Source organism: Agromyces sp. GXS1127, from assembly GCF_050565425.1.
In the GTDB taxonomy this organism is placed as follows: Bacteria; Actinomycetota; Actinomycetes; order Actinomycetales; family Microbacteriaceae; genus Agromyces.
Map to the genome: position 1 here is coordinate 139,245 of NZ_JBOCIG010000002.1, position 17,077 is coordinate 156,321.

A 17,077-nucleotide genomic window follows, 5' to 3' on the forward strand; every position below is an offset into this window, starting at 1 on the left:
AGGACGATCCTACTCGCCGGGAGGTGCGGGTCGGCCGAGCGCGACCCGCGCCGAGGGCCGCAGCGACGCCGGCAGCAGCACGGCGCCGACACGACGAGCGGATGTCGCGTCCGCGCGCAGCGTCTCCGACACCGTCGCGAGGTCCGCGAGGAGCGCGTCCCGGCGATCCGGTCCGACGCCGGCGGCGTGCGCGTCGGCCGGCCCGGCCCCCCGCACGCGACCGTAGCGTTCGCGCTCGACGGCGTCCCGCAGCCGCTCGAGCGCCGCGAGCGGCGCGGTGCGCTCGCCCGGCCGCTCCGGGTCGGCCGCGAACGCCGGGCGGGCCGCGAGCTCGGCGGCGATCCCGCGGACCGTCCGCCGCGGATCGACGGCGAGGCCGAGGTCGACCGCGGTCGCGAGCAGCTCGCGCCACGCGGCATCCGCCGGCCGGTCGCCCGACCGCACCCGCCCGCGTCGCACGGTGCGCGCGCCCGCACGGAACATGGCGGGCAGGAGCAGGACGATCGCCACGGCGAGCCCGATGACGGCGAGCTGCGCGGCCTGGGCGCCCGCCGTCTGCACGCCGGCACCGCCGCCCAGCGCCCGGTCCGGATCGCCCTCGGGCCGCCCGGACGCACCCGGCGTGGCCGCCGGTCCCGTCGGGACGACGCCCGGGGTGTCCTGTCCGGCGTTCGGCCGCGAGTAGTCGGGGACGCTCCCCCGGCCCGGCGTCGGCTCGAAGGGCACCCAGCCGACGCCCTCGAAGTAGAGCTCGGGCCACGCGTGCAGGTCGTGCGAGTCCACCTCGATGACGACGTCGCCGTCCACCCGCCCGTCGCCCGGCGTGCCGGCGGTGTAGCCGATGGAGATGCGCGACGGGATGCCGACCTCTCGCGCCAGCACGGCCATGGTCGAGGCGAAGTGCACGCAGTAGCCCGCGCGCTGCTCGAGGAAGGCGGCGATCGCATCGAAGCCGGCGCCGTCGTAGCCCTCCGCGACCGGGGCGCTCTCGGAGTACTCGAAGTCCGACCCCCGGAGGTATGCCTGGATCGCCACGGCCGCGTCGTAGGGCGTCGCCGACGATGCGGTGATCGTCGCGGCCGTCTCGGCGATGACGGGCGGCAGGTCGTCGGGCAGGCGCCGCGTCGCCTCCGCCACGGCACGGTCGGGCACGGACGGCGCCGAGCGGAGCTGCGCCGCGTCGGGCTGCACGTCGAGGTGCGTGAGGCGGTACTGCTGCCCGACGGTCGTCGAGTCGACGCTGCGGACGTTGAGCGTGCCCTCGTCCCAGAACCAGGATCCGCTCACCCCGCTGACCTCGTTCGAGGGATACGGCACCGGCAGCCAGGCGGTCCGCACCTGGTCGACCTGCACGGCGATGGGCTTGGGCTCGACGAGCACGTCGGCGGCGAGTCCGTCGGGCCCGGGAAGGGTGCCGAGCGTGTTGTCGCCGTCGACCGCGCGGTCGGTCGCCGACCACACCCGGCCCTCGAGGCGCTCCACGGTCAGCAGCGTGAAGTACGGCCGCACGCCCTCGGGCGAGACGTACGAGAACGCCGGCACCGGGTCGGGTCGGCGGAGGTCGCGGCCCAGGTCGACGTACGGGCTCACGCCGCGCGCGAACAGCGTGGCCGGGCCGCCCGTGCCGACGAGGAAGCTCGTGCTGACGCTCGGCGTGGCCGCGGCGATGACGGATGCCGCGACGAGCCCGATCGCGGCGAGCCCGAGCGACGCGCCCATGGTCGACACGATCGGCGCCCGTCTCGGTGCGCTGACGACGGGGGCGTCGTCGCGGTCGTCCTCCTGGAGGAGCTCCGCGGCGCGTCGGACGCGCACGTCGACGCGGAGCAGGAGCAGGTAGGCGGCCGCCGTGAGCACGATCGCCGGCGCCTCGGCGCCGTCGGCCACGAACAGCCCGGGCACGAGCACGGGCACCAGCATCGGGATCGCGGCGAGCGCGGGCACCCGGACCGTCTGCACGAGCAGGTCGAGGAGCACCGCGATGAGGCCGACGCCGACCGCGATCGCGAAGACGAGGGCGGGCACGGGCACGGCCGGCACGGACTGCTGCTCGATGGTGCGGCGTGCGCCCTCGGCGAGCTCGCCGAACACGGCGAAGGTGTCGGGCGTGGGGATGACGAGCGCGATGCTCGTGGCACCGCCGAAGAGGAGCGTGAGCGCGACCAGCATCGCGACGAGCTGGAGGGGCGGCACGAGCGACGGCGGCGTCCGCAGCGCGCGCATCGCCGCCCCGCCGCCGATGACGGCGAGGCCGACGACGGCGCCCGCCCACCACCATCCGCTGCCCGCGATGAGCGGCCCGAGCGCGGTCGTCGCGACGAGCAGCAGCAGCAGGCTCGCACCCGACAGCGCCAGCGACTGGGCGCGGGTCAGCGGGTAGCGGTCAGGCCCCATGGCGCCCTCCGCCCCGTACGGCCTCCCGTGCGGACCGCCATGCCTCCTGCCATGCAGCGGGCAGGTCGGCGGGCCGGCGCACGCGGATCACGCGCCAGTCGGCCTCCTCGAGTCGCTCCACGATGCGCGCGGAGACGCTCTCGGCGGCGAAGGCGATCGCGGGCTCGACGGACGTGCGCAGCGCGACGAGGGTCTCCGCGGCATCGCCCGAGGGATCGACGAGCACGGCGATCGCCGGCATCCGCGTGTCGCGCCGTGCGGTGACGGCCGGGGCGGTCGGGTTGCGCCTCGGTTCGCGGGGCAGGGCGCGGCCCGTCTCCCGGCGCGGCGGCTCGAGTCGCGCGAGGTCCTCGAGGAGCGCCACGTCGCCGCCGGCGGCGCGGTATCCGCCGGCTTCGGGGGCGATGGGCGGGGCCGGGGCCGCGGGATCCTCGACGGGGTCCAGCCGCACGCGGAAGCCCCGCGACAGCAGGTGCACGGCGAGCGACGCGGCGAGCTCGACGCCGAGCTCGAACGCCGGGTCGAGGGCGTCGGCATCGTCGCGCGGGCCGCCCGTCGCGGGGTGCGATGCCCGGCCCCCGAGTGCGGTGTCGAGCAGGATGCGGAGCTCGGGGTCGCCCCGCTGCTCCTCCTCGCGGACCATCAGCTCGCCGCGGCGCGCGGTCGCCGCCCAGTGCACCCTGCGGAGCGGGTCGCCGTAGCGGTACTCGCGAGCGATGAGCTCGTCGCTGTTCGGTCGGGTGCGTCGCTGCAGCGCGTGGACCGTGCCGTCGACGCTCGCGAGGAGCCCGACCGCCGGCTCGAGCGTCGTCACGCGCGGCGTGACGACGAGCTCGCGTGCGCCGCCCGCGACCCGGTCGATACGGGCCAGTCCGAACGGGTCGGTGACCGAGATCCGGAGCGGGCCCACGTCGAACACGCCGCGGCGAGGCGTCCGCAGCCGGTACTCCAGGCCGACGGTGTCGTCGCCGGAGGGCATCATCCCCTCGGTGCGGCCGACGGCCGGCAGGATCGCCTCGGGCGGCGGACGCAGCGCGGGCGAGGCGAGGTCGCGCCAGTGGGCGCCGTCGAACGCGCGACGGCTCCGGTTGTGCACGCGCAGCCGGACCGTCGTCGCGTGGCCGGCGCCGACGACCGGGGGCTCGAAGGTGCGGTGGACGGCGAGCCGAGGCGGGCGCGCAGCGAGGAAACCGAGGGCCGCGAGCGGCATCGCGATGCCGACGGCGGCGAGCAGGAGGATGTCGCGGAGGTCGAACCAGAGGGCGACGCCGAAGAGGATGCCGCCCACGGCCATGAGCGCGATCCCTCGCGGGGTCAGGCGAGGACGCGCCTGGTGCCGCACGCGGCCGGCCCGCGACATCCCGATCACTCCCTCCGCGCGCTGCCGACGGGCACCGGCGTCTCGGCGACGATCCGGCGCACGATCTGGTCGATGAGCGGACCGCCGTCGTGGTCGTGCCCGCCGACGGCGCGGCTGGTCGGCACGAGGCGGTGGGCGAGCACGGGGACGGCGAGCGCATCGACGTCGTCGGGGAGCACGAAGTCGCGCCCGTGCATCGCGGCATGCGCCTTCGCGGCGCGGATGAGCTGGAGCGTCGCCCGGGGGCTCGCCCCGAGTCGCAGCTGGCGGTCCTCGCGCGTCGCGCGCGCGAGCTCGACGGCGTACTCCTTCACCGGCTCCGACGTGAAGACGCGCTGCACGGTCTGGATCATGGCCCGGAGCTCGGCGAGCGTGACGACGGGTTCGAGCGAGTCGAGGGGGCTCGCGGTCTCGCGCTGCGCGAGCATCGCCAGCTCGTCGGCCGTCGCCGGGTAGCCCATCGAGATGCGCGCCATGAACCGGTCGCGCTGCGCCTCGGGCAGCGGGTAGGTGCCCTCCATCTCGACGGGGTTCTGCGTCGCGACGACGGTGAACGGCTGCTCGAGGCGGTAGGTCGTGCCGTCGGCCGTGACCTGCCGCTCCTCCATGCACTCGAGGAGCGCAGACTGCGTCTTCGGGCTCGCCCGGTTGATCTCGTCGCCGATGACCAGGTTGGCGAACACCGGTCCCGGCTTGAACTCGAACCGGCGCGAGACCTGGTCGAAGACGGACACGCCCGTGACGTCGCTCGGCAGGAGGTCGGGCGTGAACTGGATGCGGTTGACCGTGCAGTCCACCGAGCGTGCGAGCGCCTTGGCGAGCATGGTCTTGCCGACGCCGGGGACGTCCTCGATGAGGAGGTGGCCCTCGGCGAGCAGGACGGTGAGCGCCGCGGTCACCGCCTCGCGCTTGCCGCTGATGACCGCTTCGACGTTGCGGACGATCGTCGCGGCGCGATCGCCGACCTCGTCGATGCCCATCGCGGTGGCGACGGCGCCCTCGGTCTCGCTCACGGCCGCATCGCCCCCTGCAGGTACTCGGCCACCGATCGCGGCACGTACGGCGCGACGTCGCCGCCCAGCGCCGACACCTGCCGCACGAGCGAGCTCGACACGTGCGCGTTCGCCGGATCGGGCAGGAGGAAGACCGTCTCGACGCCCGCGAGGTGCCGGTTCACGATCGCCATCGGCGTCTCGTAGCCCACGTCGACCTGCGAACGGATGCCCTTGACGAGCACCGACGCGCCGACGTCGGTGCAGTAGTCGACGAGGAGCCCCATGCTCCAGGAGGCCACGACGATGTCGCCCGGGATGTGCGCGTCGGCGATCGACTGCTCGATGAGCGCGACGCGCTGCGCGATCGGCAGCAGGGCGGACTTGTCGGGGTTGTGCACGACGACGACGTGCAGCTGGTCGTAGAGGCCGGCGGCCCGCTCGATCACGTCGAGGTGGCCGCGCGTGACGGGGTCGAATGATCCTGGGACGACGGCGATCCGCTGCATACGTGCCAGCGTAGTGCGCGATGGGGGCTGCGGGAGGGGTGCCCGAGAGTCTCAGCCCCTCCTCAGGTACTCGCTCGTCTCGTCGTCGAGGCGCCGCGTCACGGCGGCCGCGAGCGCGGGGTGCCCGGCGAGCTTCGGGTCGCCGGCCAGGAGCTCGGCCGCCGCGTCGCGGGCGTCGGCGATGAGGTCACCGTCCCGGGCGACGCGCAGCAGCTTCAGCGAGGACCGACCGCCGGACTGGACCGCGCCGAGCACGTCTCCCTCCTGGCGGAGCTCGAGGTCGACGCGGGCGAGCTCGAAGCCGTCGAGCGTCGCGGCGACCGCCTCGAGGCGCTCGCGCGCGACGCTGCCGGCCTCGGCGTGCGAGACGAGCAGGCAGAGCCCGGGCACGCTGCCCCGGCCCACGCGCCCGCGCAGCTGGTGCAGCTGGGACACCCCGAACCGGTCGGCGTCGACGACGACCATCGTGCTCGCGTTCGGCACGTCGACGCCGACCTCGATCACGGTCGTGGCGACGAGCACGTCGAGCTGCATCGCGGCGAAGGCGCGCATCGTCTCGTCCTTCTCGTCGGCCGACATTCGCCCGTGCAGCGGCGCGATCCGGGCCTCCGCGAGGGCGGGCAGCGCCCGCAGCTCGGCGAGCACCGAGGCGACGGAGGCCGCGGGGCCCGCGCCCTGGGCGGGCTCGCCCTCGGCGGGCTCCCCGTCGTCCTCCGCCACCTTCGGTTCGATGGCCGGACAGACGACGAACCCCTGCCTGCCCTGTGCGAGCTCCTCGGCCAGGCGCGCCCAGACGCGGGCGCGCCAGGTGGGCCGCTCGGCGAGCGGCACGAGGTGGGTCTCGATGCCGGCCCGGCCGGCCGGCAGCTGCCGGATGGTGCTCACGTCGAGGTCGCCGAACACCGTCATCGCCACCGTGCGCGGGATCGGCGTCGCGGTGAGCACGAGCACGTGCGGATGGCGGCCCTTGAGGCGCAGCGCCTCGCGCTGCTCGACGCCGAAGCGGTGCTGCTCGTCGACGACGACGAGGCCGAGGTCGGCGAAGGTCGTCATGTCGCCGAGCAGCGCATGCGTGCCGACGACGATGCGCGACTGGCCGGCGGCGACGCGGAGGGCGGCCCTCCGGCGTTCCGCCGCCGGCAGCTGCCCGGTCACGAGCGTCGGCATGAGCTCCGCCGAGAGCTCGGGGCCCAGCATCTTCGCGATCGAGCGCAGGTGCTGCGCGGCGAGCACCTCGGTCGGGGCCAGCAGCGCCGACTGGCCGCCGGACTCGGCGACGGCGAGCATGGCCCGCAGCGCGACGACCGTCTTGCCCGAGCCGACCTCGCCCTGCACCAGCCGGTTCATCGGCACCGGCGCGGCCAGGTCGGCGAGGATCTCGCCGCCGACCTCCCGCTGGTCCTCCGTCAGCTCGAACGGCAGCGACGCCTCGAAGCGCTCGAGGAGGCCGCCGGGTCGCGGCTCGCGCCGCACGGCCTCGTGGGCGCGCGCCGCGGCGCGGCGCTCGAGCAGCGCGGTCTGCAGCACGAACGCCTCGGTGAAGCGCAGCGTGCGTCGCGCGGCCTTCCAGTCCTCGTCGCGCTCGGGTCGGTGCACGCCCTCGAGCGCCTCCCGGTGCGAGCGGATGCCGCGTGCCCGGCGCACCGGCTCCGGGATCGGGTCGTCGACCGCGCCGAGCCCGTCGAGCACGACGCCGACCGCGGTCTGCAGCTGCCAGCTCGAGAGCGTGCCGGTCGCCGGGTAGATCGGGATGGGCGCCGTCGCCCAGCGCACGGCCGCGGCATCCGCCCCGCTCGCGACGGCCGCGTCGTCGTCGAAGAGCTGGTAGTCGGGGTGCGCGAGCTGGCGCGCGCCGCGGTAGTCGGAGACCTTGCCGGCGAACATGCCGCGCACGCCGGGCTTCAACTCGTTCGCGCGCCACTTCTGGTTGAAGAACGTCAGGGTGAGGATGCCGGTGCCGTCGGAGATCTTCGCCTCGAGGATCGAGCCGCGGCGCGACCGCATCGTGCGCTCGCGCACCTCGAGCACCTCGGCCACGATCGTGACGTTCTCGTCGAGCGGCAGCTCGGCGAGCGCAGTGAGCTCGCCGCGCGCGGCGTACCGTCGCGGGTAGTGGGCGAGCAGGTCGCCGACCGTCGTGTACCCGAAGGCGCGCTGGAGCGCCTGGGCCGTGCGGCCGCCGAGCGCGCCGGTGAGGCGGCTGTCGAGGGTCAGCACTCCCTCCGCCACGCGATCGGCCGTCATGCCTCGATCGTAGGCTCAGCCTCCGTCGGCGGCGGCGCGAGGGCCTCGATCTCGGCGCGCACGTACGGGTCGTCGGGTCGGGCGAGCGCGAGCTCGCGCTGGATCTCGAGCGCCTCCTCGGTACGGCCGAGCGTGCGGAGCGCCCGCCCGACGGACCAGCGGGCCACGTGCTGCTGCCCTGCGGTGCCGTACCGGTCGGCCGCGTCGACGGCCTTCTGGAAGTGGTAGAGCGCGGCCTGCGCGTCGCCGCCGTCGTGCTTGGTCCAGCCGAGGTTGTTGTGGAGGGCGACGCCCCAGCGCTTGAGCCGCGGGTCGCGCACGCCCTCGAGGATGTCGAAGCCCTCGGCCGCCCACTCCTCCTCGTGCCCGACGTCGTTCAGCGCGAGCATGTGGAGCGCGTCGAGCACGAGGAAGGTCGACCCGCCGAGCGCGCCCTCGCGGACGGCGCGGGTGAACTCGGGCACGGCCTCGTCGAGGCGTTCGCCGGCCGCGGCCATCCGCCCGCGCTCGAGCGCGATGCGTGCTCGGAGCTCGGCCGCCTCCTCCGCCGATGTCCGGGCGACGGAGGAGGCGTCCGCTCCCCCGTCGTCCGGGCCGTCGCCGGCGCCGGCGCCCTCGCCCTCGCCCTCGCCGGGTGCGGCCTCGGACACGGCGTCGGGCAGCGCCTCGGCCTCGAGCTCCGACTCGAGCTCGGCGAGCACGGCGAGCGCCTCCTCCTCGCGCCGCTGGATGCCCATGGCGCGCGCGAGCTGCGTGGCCATCACGGCGCGACCGTGCGGGGTGAGCGTCTCGTCGGCGGCCGCGGCCCGGAAGCGCTCCTCGCTCGCCGCGGGGTCGCCGAAGTCCCATATCCGGTCGATGGCCTGCTGCTCCTGGACCCGGTGGTGGGACGGATCGGCGTGCAGGGCGTCGGTCGAATCATCCACGTCACCATCATGGCAGCGCCGGAGGCCGGGCCGTTATGCTCCCGAGACATGACGCGCATCATCGCCGGCTTCGCCGGCTCGCTCACCCTCGCGGTGCCCCGTTCGGGCACGCGCCCGACGAGCGATCGCGTGCGCGAGGCGATCTTCTCCGCGCTCGAGGCGCGCGACGCCATCGCGGATGCCTCGGTGCTCGACCTCTACGCCGGCTCGGGGGCGCTCGGACTGGAGGCCGCGAGCCGCGGCGCGGCGGACGTCGTGCTGGTCGAGAAGGCGCGCCCCGCAGCGGAGGTCTGCCGGCGCAACGCGGCGGCCCTCGCGAAGGCCGGGCGCGGGTCCGCGCCACGGGTCGCGGTCGCCGCCCGGAGCGTGTCGTCGTACCTCGAGGGCGCGGCCGGCGGCGTCGACCTCGCCTTCATCGACCCGCCGTACGACCTCGGCGAGGCCGAGCTCGCTCGCGACCTGGCGTTGCTCGCCCCGCTCCTCGCCGCCGACGCGACCGTCGTCGTCGAGCGGAGCAGCCGATCGCCCGAGCCGCGGTGGCCCGACGGCATCCGGCCGGAGCGGCGCCGCGACTACGGCGAGACGACCCTGTGGTGGGCGACCGCGGCGGCGGACCCGGCTCAGCCCGCGCCGCCGTCCCAGCCCGAGTAGGGGTCCCACCCGCTCGTGTCGACGGGCTCGCCGTCGAGTGTGAGCCGACCGGCCTCGCCGCTGACCTCGCCGATCACCTCGAAGGGTGCGGGCGGGACGGTCCCGCGCGGGAACGTGGCGAGCATCCCGTGGTCCTCGCCCCCGGCCAGCGCCGTCATCGGGTCGTCGCCGAGCGCGCCCCGGTGGAAGTCGAGCCCGACGCCGCTCGCCTCGGCGAGGCGACGCGCGTCGCGCGCGAGCCCGTCGCTGACGTCGAGCATCGCGGTGGCCCCGGCCTGCGCGGCCAGGACGCCAGCCGAGACCGGCGGCGACGGGGCGAGCTGGGCGCCCACGAGGTCCGGATGCCGCGCCCTTACGGCATCGGCCAGGGCGGCATCCGGTTCGCCGTCGGCGTCGCGCGCCTCCGCGAAGAGCAGCTTGAGCCCGCGCGCGGCGTCGCCGCGCGCGCCCGCGTGGGCGAGCACGTCGCCGGGCCGCGCACCCGACCTGAGGACCGGCGCCCGCCCCTCGAGGTCGCCGAACGCGGTCACCGCGATGGTGAGGACGGCCGACGCCGAGAGGTCGCCGCCGACGACGCCCGCGCCGGGCGCGAGCGCGGCGAGCGCGTCGCGCAGGCCGTCGGCGATGCCCTCGAGCAGGGAGACGGGGGTCGTGGGCGGCGCCGCGATCGACACGACGAGGGCCGTCGGCCGCGCGCCCATCGCGGCGACGTCGGTCAGGTTCGTCGCGGCCGCCTTCCAGCCCAGGTCGTGCGGGCGCGACCACGCGAGGCGGAAGTCCGGGCCGTGGACCATGAGGTCGGTCGTGACGACGAAGCGCCCGTCCGGGGCCGCCACGACGGCGGCGTCGTCCCCCGCGCCGAGGAGCGCGGCGTCGCCCGGCTCGAGGCGCGGCAGGATCCGGGAGAGCGTCGCGGTCTCGCCGAGTTCGCCGATGGTGGGCGAGGACGCGCGTGCAGGCTGCTCCATGGCACCCACGGTAGCCTGATCGACGATGTCGACTCCCCCGTCAGGCCGCCTCCGGTCCCGCCGTGCGCGCCTCGCCGCCGCCACGCTGGTCACCGCCGCAGCCGTCCCGCTCCTCGCCGCCTGCAGCCAGCCCGTGCCGTTCGATCCGGCGCCGGACGCCGCCGACCCCGACTGCGCCTCGGTCGTCGTCCGCCTGCCCGACCAGGTGGCCGGTCTCGACGCACGCGAGACGACGGCCCAAGGCACCGGGGCATGGGGCTCGCCGGCCGCGGTGCTCCTCCGCTGCGGCGTCGAGCCGCCCGGGCCGACGACCCTCCGCTGCGTGAGCGTCGATGACGTCGACTGGATCATCGATGAGTCCGACGCCCCCACCTACCGGTTCACGACCTACGGACGCACGCCCGCGGTCGAGGTCGTCGTGGACAACGACGCCGTGGCAGGTTCGACGGCCATCGCCGACCTGTCGGGCGCGGTCGGGGCGATCCCCGCCGACGGCGGCTGCACCGATCTCGAGGACCTCGCCCCCGCTACCGAGGAGCCGGCCACCGCGGGCTGACGCCGACCCGGTCACCCCACCCGGACGCCCCGCGCGAGCCCGACGCGGATGAGCTCGTCGATCAGCTCGGGGTAGGTCACGCCCGACTCCTGCCAGCAGCGCGGGAACATCGAGATCGGCGTGAAGCCGGGCATGGTGTTCAGCTCGTTCACCACGAACCCGTCCTCCGTGAGGAAGAAGTCCACGCGCGCGAGCCCCTCGGCGCCGATCGCGTCGAAGGCGCGGATCGCGAGGTCGCGCATCTCCTCCAGGCGCCCGTCGCCGAGGTCGGCCGGGCACACGAGGTCGACGCCCGGCGCGTCGAGGTACTTCGCCGCGAAGTCGTAGAACCCGTCGCCCGTGAGCACGATCTCGCCCGCGACCGAGGCGCGCGGCCGCTCGCCCGGCGCACCGCCGAGCACGCCGATCTCGACCTCGCGCCCGATCACGGCGGACTCGACGAGCACGGTGTCGTCCTCGGCGAACGCGACCTCGAGTGCCCGGTCGAGGTCGCCGGCATCCGAGACCTTGCTCACACCCACGCTCGACCCGGCGCGAGCCGGCTTCACGAACTGGGGCAGGCCGAGGGATGCCGCGCCGGCGCGCACCGCGGCCGGGTTATCGGCCCACTGCCGCGCGGTCACGGTGCGCCACGGCGCCACCGGGATTCCCGCGGCCGCGAGCGCGGTCTTGGTGAAGTGCTTGTGCATGCCGAGCGCGCTCGCGAGCACGCCCGACCCGACGTACGGCAGGCCACCGAGTTCGATGAGGCCCTGGATCGTGCCGTCCTCGCCGAACGGGCCGTGCAGGATCGGGAACACGAGGTCGACGTCGCCGAGCGACGCCTCCTCGCCGCTCGCCGTCACGACGTGCAGCTCGCGGGAGGCCGCCGACTCGGGCCAGCGCACGCGCGTGCCGTTGTCGTGCACCTCCGGCAGGTGCTCGGGGTCCAGCGCGAACCGGTCGGGATCGTCGGCCTCGAGCACGAACGCGCCGTCGCGCGTGATCCCGACCGGGATCAGCTCGTAGCGGTCACGGTCGATCGCCCGGAGCACCCCCGCCGCCGTGGCGCAGCTGATCGAATGCTCGCTGGAGCGCCCGCCGAAGAGCAGAACCACCCTGAGCTTGTCCATCCATCGTCCTTTCGCCCTGGGGCTCGTCGTCGGTCGTGAGGTGCGGCGCGATGTCCTTGGGTGCGAGCGTTCCGGCGAGCACCTGCCGGACCTGCTCGACGATGGGCATCTCGACGCCCTTGGCGCGCGCCAGTTCGAGGATCGGACCGACGGACGCGAGCCCCTCGGTGGTCTGCTGCATCTGGTTGACGACCTCGGGCAGCTTGTAGCCCTGGCCGAGCAGGCGCCCGGCGGTGTTGTTGCGCGACAGCGGCGACTGGCAGGTCGCGATGAGGTCGCCGAGACCCGCGAGGCCCGACAGCGTGTCGGGGTGCGCCCCGTACGCGACCGCGAAGTCGGTCATCTCGACGAGGCCGCGGGTGATGATCGAGGCCTTCGTGTTCTCGCCGTAGCCGGCGCCGTCGACGATGCCGATGGCGACCGCGATGAGGTTCTTCAGGACCCCGCCGAACTCGGTGCCGATCACGTCGGTGTTCACGAACGAGTGGAAGTACCGGTTCCGTGAGACGGATGCCACGGCCTGCGCCGTCTCGAGGCTGGACGACGAGACCACGGCGGCCGTCGGCTGCTCCTTGGCGATCTCGAGCGCCAGGTTGGGGCCGGAGATGACGGCGATCTTCGACTCGGCGATGGGCAGCACCTCGGCGATGACCTCGCTCATACGGTGACCGGTCGACTTCTCGACGCCCTTCATGAGCGAGACGATGGTCGCCTCGGCGTGCAGGTGCGGTTCGGCGGCGATGAGGTTCTGGCGGAGCGTCTGGCTCGGCACGCTGATGTAGACCTGCTCGGCCCCGGCGAGCGCCAGGTCGAGCCGGCTCGTGGCGCGCAGCCCGATCGGCAGGTTGATACCCGGGAGGTAGTCGCTGTTGCGCTTGGCCTCCTGGATCTCGCGTGCGAGCTCGGGCCGGCGGGCCCACAGCATGACGTCGGCGCCGCCGTCGGCGAGGATCTTCGCGAAGGTCGTGCCCCAGCTGCCCGCGCCGAGCACGGCCACGCGCTTGCCCGGCGCGCGGCGTCCGGCCCTAGCCATCGAGGCGCCCCGTCTCCTTCTGCCCGTGCTTGGCCGGGTCCCAGCGCTCGGCCGGCGGCTGCTCGCCGCGGAGTTCGCCGACGAGGGCCGCGATCGCGTTCATCAGGTCGTTCGTGGCGGCGAGGAGGGTCGCCTGGTCGAGCGGCTTGCCCTCGTACGCCGACAGGTCGAGCGGCTCGCCGACGATCACGTCGACCGTCTTGCGCGGGAAGAAGCTCAGCTTCTTCCCGTACCGCGGCATGATCTGCTGCGTGCCCCAGTGCGCCGCGGGGATCACGGGGATGCCGCGCTCGAGCGCGATGCGCACCGCCCCGGTCTTGCCGCGCATGGGCCACAGGTCCGGGTCGCGCGTGAGCGAGCCCTCGGGATAGACGATGACCATCCGGCCCTTCTCGACGAGCTCCTCGGCGGCGCGGATGGCCGCGTGGCTGCTGCTGCCCGCGCGCTCGACGGGGATCTGGCCCGACGTGCGGAGGAACCATCCGAGCACGGGATTCGTGAACAGGGACGCCTTCGCCATGAACCTGGGGAGCCGGCCGAGGTGCCACGACGCGACACCCATGACGAGCGGATCGATCTCGCTGTAGTGGTTGGGCGAGAGGACGAAGGCGCCGGCCTGCGGCATCCGCTCCGGGTGGTGGAAGCGGTACTTCACCCCGAGGCTCCACAGCGGGAGGATCAGGGCGGCGAGCAGCCAGAAGAACGACGGACGGCGCTTCTCGGCGCCGGGTTTCACCGAGGGCACGACGGCGGGGTCTTGGTGGGGCACTGACCCATTATCCTTCGAGCGCGAAGTCCGCTCCGAGCAGCTCCAGCTTGGTGATGAAGTTCTCGTAGCCGCGCGCGATGATGCCGACGTTCGACACCGTCGAACGCCCCTCGGCGGTGAGCGCCGCGATGAGGTGGCTGAACCCGCCGCGCAGGTCGGGCACCTCGATGTCGGCGCCGTGCAGCTGCGACGGGCCCGAGATCACCGCGGAGTGCTTGAAGTTGCGCTGTCCGAACCGGCACGGGCGGCCGCCCAGGCACTCCTTGTGCACGTCGATCGACGCACCCATCTCGACGAGCGCGTCGACGAAGCCGAAGCGCTGCTCGTACACCGTCTCGTGCACGATCGAGACGCCCTTGGCCTTGGTCAGGGCCACGACGAGCGGCTGCTGCCAGTCGGTCATGAACCCGGGATGCACGTCGGTCTCGATGATCACGGGCTTCAGCTCACCGCCGGGGTGGTAGAAGCGGATGCCGTCGTCCTGGATCTCGAACGCACCGCCGACCTTGCGGAAGATGTTGAGGAAGGTGAGCATCTCGGGCTGGCGGGCGCCGCCGACGAAGATGTCGCCCTCGGTCGCCAGTGCGGCCGCGGCCCAGCTCGCCGCCTCGTTCCGGTCGAACAGCGCCCGGTGCGTGTAGCCCTGCAGCCGCTCGACGCCCTCGATGCGGATCACCCGGTCGGTGTCGACCGTGATGATGGCGCCCATCTTCTGGAGGATGTTGATGAGGTCCATGATCTCGGGCTCGATCGCCGCACCGGAGAGCTCGGTGATGCCCTCGGCGCGGACCGCGGTGAGCAGCACCTGCTCGGTCGCACCGACGCTCGGGTAGGGCAGCGCCACCTTGGCACCCTTGAGGCCGTTCGGCGCCGACATGCGGATGCCGCTCGGCAGCTTCTCGACGATCGCGCCGAAGTTGCGCAGCACCTCGAGGTGGTAGTCGATCGGGCGGTCGCCGATGCGGCAGCCGCCGAGGTCGGGGATGAACGCCTCGCCGAGGCGGTGCAGCAGCGGCCCGCAGAAGAGGATCGGGATGCGGCTCGAGCCCGCGTGCGCGTCGATGTCGGCCATGTGCGCCGACTCGACCGCGGAGGGGTCGAGCACCAGCTCGTCGGGTCCGGCGCCCTCGGTGACGGTGACCCCGTGCACCTCGAGCAGCCCGCGCACGATGCGCACGTCGCTGATGTTGGGGACGTCCTTCAGGACGCTCGGCGTGTCGCCGAGGATCGCCGCCACCATCGCCTTGGTGACGAGGTTCTTCGCGCCCTTCAGCTCGATCCGACCGCGGAGCGGCTTGCCACCGTTGATCGTGATGCGGTCGACCTCGAGGCCGACCGCCGTGCCGTGCTGCTTCGCGTCATCCACGAGTGTGTTCACTCAGTTCCCTGTCTCTGCCGGCTCCCGGATGGGGAGCGTCGTCGGCCGCCACCCCGCCCGAGTCGCCTCGAAGTCGGAGATGGCCTGCTCGTCCCGGAGGGTGAGCCCGATGTCGTCGAGCCCCTCGAGCAGCCTCCACCGAGTGTAGTCATCGATATCGAAGGCGACGGTGAGGCTCCCGATGCTCACCGTACGCTCAACCAGATCGACCGTCGCGGCTATTCCCGGCTGCGCCTCGATGGCCTCCCACAGGCGCTCGACATCCTCGTACGCGACCTGCGCGGCGAGCAGGCCCTGCTTGCCCGAGTTGCCGCGGAAGATGTCGCCGAAACGGCTCGACACGACGACCTTGAACCCGTAGTCGCGCAGCGCCCACACGGCGTGCTCGCGGCTCGAGCCGGTGCCGAAGTCGGGCCCCGCGATCAGGATCTCGGCCCCGGCGAAGGCCGGCTGGTTCAGCACGAACTCCGGGTCCTGCCGCCATGCCGAGAAGAGCGCGTCGTCGAAGCCGGTCTTGGTGACGCGCTTCAGGAACACCGCGGGGATGATCTGGTCGGTGTCGACGTTCGATCGGCGCAGCGGTGCGGCGACGCCGGTGACGGTGCTGAACTTCTCCATGGTCAGTTGCCGCCCTTCGCGCCGGCGCCGACCGGTTCGGCCGCGCCATCCTGTTCGAGGTCCCACGGGCTCGAGAGCGTGCCCCGGACGGCGGTCGCGGCCGCGACGAGCGGCGAGACCAGGTGGGTGCGGCCGCCCTTGCCCTGCCGGCCCTCGAAGTTCCGGTTCGACGTCGACGCGCAGCGCTCGCCGGGCGCGAGCTGGTCGGGGTTCATGCCGAGGCACATCGAGCAGCCCGCGAAGCGCCACTCGGCGCCGAACGCCTCGAACACCTTGTCGAGGCCCTCGGCCTCGGCCTCGAGCCGCACGCGCGCCGATCCCGGCACGACCATGACGCGCACGCCGTCGGCCTTCTTCCGGCCCTCGATGATCGACGCGAACGCGCGCAGGTCCTCGATGCGGGAGTTCGTGCACGAGCCCATGAACACCGCGTCGACGGGGATCTGCTTGAGCGGCGTGCCGGGCTCGAGGTCCATGTACTCGAGCGCGCGCTCGGCGGCGGCGCGCTCGTGCTGGTCGTCGATGGCGGCCGGGTCGGGCACCGTGTCGCTCAGGGAGACGCCCTGGCCGGGATTCGTGCCCCAGGTCACGAACGGCTCGAGCGCATCGGCGTCGATGAACACCTCGGCGTCGAAGACGGCACCGTCGTCGGTCGGCAGGGTCCGCCAGTACTCGACCGCCGCGTCCCAGTCCTCGCCCTGCGGCGCGTGCGCGCGGCCCTTGAGGTACTCGAACGTGGTCTCGTCGGGCGCGACCATGCCGGCGCGGGCACCCGCCTCGATCGACATGTTGCAGATGGTCATGCGGCCGTCCATCGACAGGGCGCGGATGGCACTGCCGCGGTACTCGAGCACGTAGCCCTGTCCGCCGCCGGTGCCGATCTTCGCGATCACGGCGAGGATGATGTCCTTCGCCGTGACGCCGGGGCGGAGCGTGCCCTCGACCGTGATCGCCATGGTCTTGAAGGGCTTCAGCGGCAGCGTCTGGGTGGCGAGCACGTGCTCGACCTCGCTCGTGCCGATGCCGAACGCCATCGCGCCGAAGGCGCCGTGCGTCGAGGTGTGGCTGTCGCCGCAGACGACGGTGATGCCGGGCTGCGTGAGCCCGAGCTGCGGGCCGACGACGTGGACGATGCCCTGCTCCGTGTCGCCGAGCGAGTGCAGGCGGATGCCGAACTCGGCGGCGTTGCGGCGGAGGGTCTCGATCTGCGTGCGGCTCGTGGGATCGGCGATGGGCTTGTCGATGTCGAGCGTCGGGGTGTTGTGGTCCTCGGTCGCGATCGTGAGGTCGGGCCGGCGCACGGGGCGACCGGCCATCCGGAGGCCGTCGAAGGCCTGGGGGCTCGTGACCTCGTGCACGAGGTGAAGGTCGATGTAGATGAGGTCGGGCGTGCCGTCCTCGCCCTTCTTGACCAGGTGGGCGTCCCAGACCTTCTCGGCCAGGGTGCGCGGACGCGACGTCGTCGGGGTGCTCTCGTTCATGCGGTACGTCTTCCTTCGGGAGGGTGATCGGGCCGTCGACGGACTCCGCGGCGGGGAAGGCCTCAGGAATGGGCCCCGCCGCGGCA

The 17,077-nt window shown here is 73.8% G+C and carries 15 protein-coding genes; 2 read left to right on the top strand and 13 right to left on the bottom strand.

Features of this window, described 5'->3' with window-relative positions; genetic code table 11:
- Window positions 1–9 precede the first annotated feature (9 nt).
- From ACQ393_RS03665 to ACQ393_RS03690, 6 genes are read right to left on the bottom strand one after another with little or no spacing between them, the layout of a single operon-like run.
- Window positions 10–2,394, bottom strand: coding sequence for a transglutaminaseTgpA domain-containing protein (locus ACQ393_RS03665; protein ID WP_430645468.1), 2,385 nt, complete (start codon window positions 2,392–2,394; stop codon window positions 10–12).
- Window positions 2,384–3,754 (bottom strand): DUF58 domain-containing protein, encoded by a 1,371-nt coding sequence (locus ACQ393_RS03670; protein WP_430645469.1) that lies wholly within the window; start codon window positions 3,752–3,754, stop codon window positions 2,384–2,386. The genes ACQ393_RS03665 and ACQ393_RS03670 overlap by 11 nt, the downstream gene beginning before the upstream one ends.
- A 5-nt stretch (window positions 3,755–3,759) precedes the next feature.
- The gene (locus tag ACQ393_RS03675; RefSeq protein ID WP_430645804.1) at window positions 3,760–4,734 is read right to left on the bottom strand and encodes an AAA family ATPase; all 975 of its coding nucleotides are present in this window, start codon (window positions 4,732–4,734) and stop codon (window positions 3,760–3,762) included.
- Between the two features lie 29 nt (window positions 4,735–4,763).
- A complete protein-coding gene (coaD, locus tag ACQ393_RS03680) occupies window positions 4,764–5,255 on the bottom strand; it encodes a pantetheine-phosphate adenylyltransferase (RefSeq protein WP_400999166.1) in 492 nt (163 codons plus the stop codon).
- Window positions 5,256–5,306: 51 nt separating this feature from the next.
- Entirely contained in the window at window positions 5,307–7,499 is a 2,193-nt protein-coding gene (locus tag ACQ393_RS03685; protein ID WP_430645470.1) for an ATP-dependent DNA helicase RecG, read from the bottom strand.
- Window positions 7,496–8,425, bottom strand: coding sequence for a hypothetical protein (locus tag ACQ393_RS03690; RefSeq protein WP_430645471.1), 930 nt, complete (start codon window positions 8,423–8,425; stop codon window positions 7,496–7,498). The genes ACQ393_RS03685 and ACQ393_RS03690 overlap by 4 nt, the downstream gene beginning before the upstream one ends.
- A 48-nt stretch (window positions 8,426–8,473) precedes the next feature.
- On the opposite strand from ACQ393_RS03690, the gene ACQ393_RS03695 reads away from it, so the two are divergent.
- Window positions 8,474–9,076 (top strand): RsmD family RNA methyltransferase, encoded by a 603-nt coding sequence (locus ACQ393_RS03695; RefSeq protein ID WP_430645472.1) that lies wholly within the window; start codon window positions 8,474–8,476, stop codon window positions 9,074–9,076.
- On the opposite strand, the gene thiL is transcribed toward ACQ393_RS03695, so the two are convergent.
- Complete coding sequence (gene thiL, locus ACQ393_RS03700) at window positions 9,046–10,044, bottom strand: thiamine-phosphate kinase (protein WP_430645473.1); 999 nt, start codon at window positions 10,042–10,044, stop codon at window positions 9,046–9,048. The two genes, ACQ393_RS03695 and thiL, sit on opposite strands and share 31 nt — an antisense overlap.
- A gap of 25 nt (window positions 10,045–10,069) precedes the next feature.
- Between thiL and ACQ393_RS03705 the strand changes: the two genes are divergently transcribed.
- On the top strand, window positions 10,070–10,600 hold the full coding sequence (locus tag ACQ393_RS03705; RefSeq protein ID WP_430645474.1) for a DUF3515 family protein: 531 nt from the start codon (window positions 10,070–10,072) through the stop codon (window positions 10,598–10,600).
- An 11-nt stretch (window positions 10,601–10,611) separates the two neighbouring features.
- Here ACQ393_RS03705 and ACQ393_RS03710 read toward each other — a convergent pair whose 3' ends face one another.
- Genes ACQ393_RS03710 through leuC form a run of 6 tightly spaced genes read right to left on the bottom strand, consistent with a single transcriptional unit; the run spans window position 10,612 to window position 16,991 of the window.
- Window positions 10,612–11,712 (bottom strand): D-alanine--D-alanine ligase family protein, encoded by a 1,101-nt coding sequence (locus ACQ393_RS03710; protein WP_430645475.1) that lies wholly within the window; start codon window positions 11,710–11,712, stop codon window positions 10,612–10,614.
- A complete protein-coding gene (locus tag ACQ393_RS03715) occupies window positions 11,612–12,745 on the bottom strand; it encodes an NAD(P)H-dependent glycerol-3-phosphate dehydrogenase (protein ID WP_430645476.1) in 1,134 nt (377 codons plus the stop codon). Before ACQ393_RS03715 ends, ACQ393_RS03710 begins: the two co-directional genes overlap by 101 nt.
- On the bottom strand, window positions 12,738–13,514 hold the full coding sequence (locus ACQ393_RS03720) for a lysophospholipid acyltransferase family protein (protein ID WP_430645477.1): 777 nt from the start codon (window positions 13,512–13,514) through the stop codon (window positions 12,738–12,740). The genes ACQ393_RS03715 and ACQ393_RS03720 overlap by 8 nt, the downstream gene beginning before the upstream one ends.
- A gap of 7 nt (window positions 13,515–13,521) precedes the next feature.
- On the bottom strand, window positions 13,522–14,892 hold the full coding sequence (gene murA / locus ACQ393_RS03725) for a UDP-N-acetylglucosamine 1-carboxyvinyltransferase (protein ID WP_430645478.1): 1,371 nt from the start codon (window positions 14,890–14,892) through the stop codon (window positions 13,522–13,524).
- Complete coding sequence (gene leuD, locus ACQ393_RS03730) at window positions 14,893–15,510, bottom strand: 3-isopropylmalate dehydratase small subunit (RefSeq protein WP_430645479.1); 618 nt, start codon at window positions 15,508–15,510, stop codon at window positions 14,893–14,895. It lies immediately after the preceding gene.
- Between the two features lie 2 nt (window positions 15,511–15,512).
- Window positions 15,513–16,991 carry a 3-isopropylmalate dehydratase large subunit gene (leuC, locus tag ACQ393_RS03735; RefSeq protein WP_430645480.1) on the bottom strand — a complete coding sequence of 493 codons (1,479 nt, stop codon included), beginning with the start codon at window positions 16,989–16,991 and terminating at the stop codon, window positions 15,513–15,515.
- Window positions 16,992–17,077: the final 86 nt, after the last annotated feature.

Bases quoted from the DNA above. Each gene is read 5' to 3' on its own strand.
- ACQ393_RS03715 (WP_430645476.1), bottom strand. From the start codon at position 12,745: ATGGCTAGGGCCGGACGCCGCGCGCCGGGCAAGCGCGTGGCCGTGCTC.
- ACQ393_RS03665 (WP_430645468.1), bottom strand. From the start codon at position 2,394: ATGGGGCCTGACCGCTACCCGCTGACCCGCGCCCAGTCGCTGGCGCTG.
- leuD (WP_430645479.1), bottom strand. From the start codon at position 15,510: ATGGAGAAGTTCAGCACCGTCACCGGCGTCGCCGCACCGCTGCGCCGA.
- ACQ393_RS03705 (WP_430645474.1), top strand. From the start codon at position 10,070: ATGTCGACTCCCCCGTCAGGCCGCCTCCGGTCCCGCCGTGCGCGCCTC.
- ACQ393_RS03675 (WP_430645804.1), bottom strand. From the start codon at position 4,734: ATGGGCATCGACGAGGTCGGCGATCGCGCCGCGACGATCGTCCGCAAC.
- coaD (WP_400999166.1), bottom strand. From the start codon at position 5,255: ATGCAGCGGATCGCCGTCGTCCCAGGATCATTCGACCCCGTCACGCGC.
- ACQ393_RS03695 (WP_430645472.1), top strand. From the start codon at position 8,474: ATGACGCGCATCATCGCCGGCTTCGCCGGCTCGCTCACCCTCGCGGTG.
- thiL (WP_430645473.1), bottom strand. From the start codon at position 10,044: ATGGAGCAGCCTGCACGCGCGTCCTCGCCCACCATCGGCGAACTCGGC.
- ACQ393_RS03710 (WP_430645475.1), bottom strand. From the start codon at position 11,712: ATGGACAAGCTCAGGGTGGTTCTGCTCTTCGGCGGGCGCTCCAGCGAG.
- ACQ393_RS03670 (WP_430645469.1), bottom strand. From the start codon at position 3,754: ATGTCGCGGGCCGGCCGCGTGCGGCACCAGGCGCGTCCTCGCCTGACC.
- leuC (WP_430645480.1), bottom strand. From the start codon at position 16,991: ATGAACGAGAGCACCCCGACGACGTCGCGTCCGCGCACCCTGGCCGAG.
- ACQ393_RS03685 (WP_430645470.1), bottom strand. From the start codon at position 7,499: ATGACGGCCGATCGCGTGGCGGAGGGAGTGCTGACCCTCGACAGCCGC.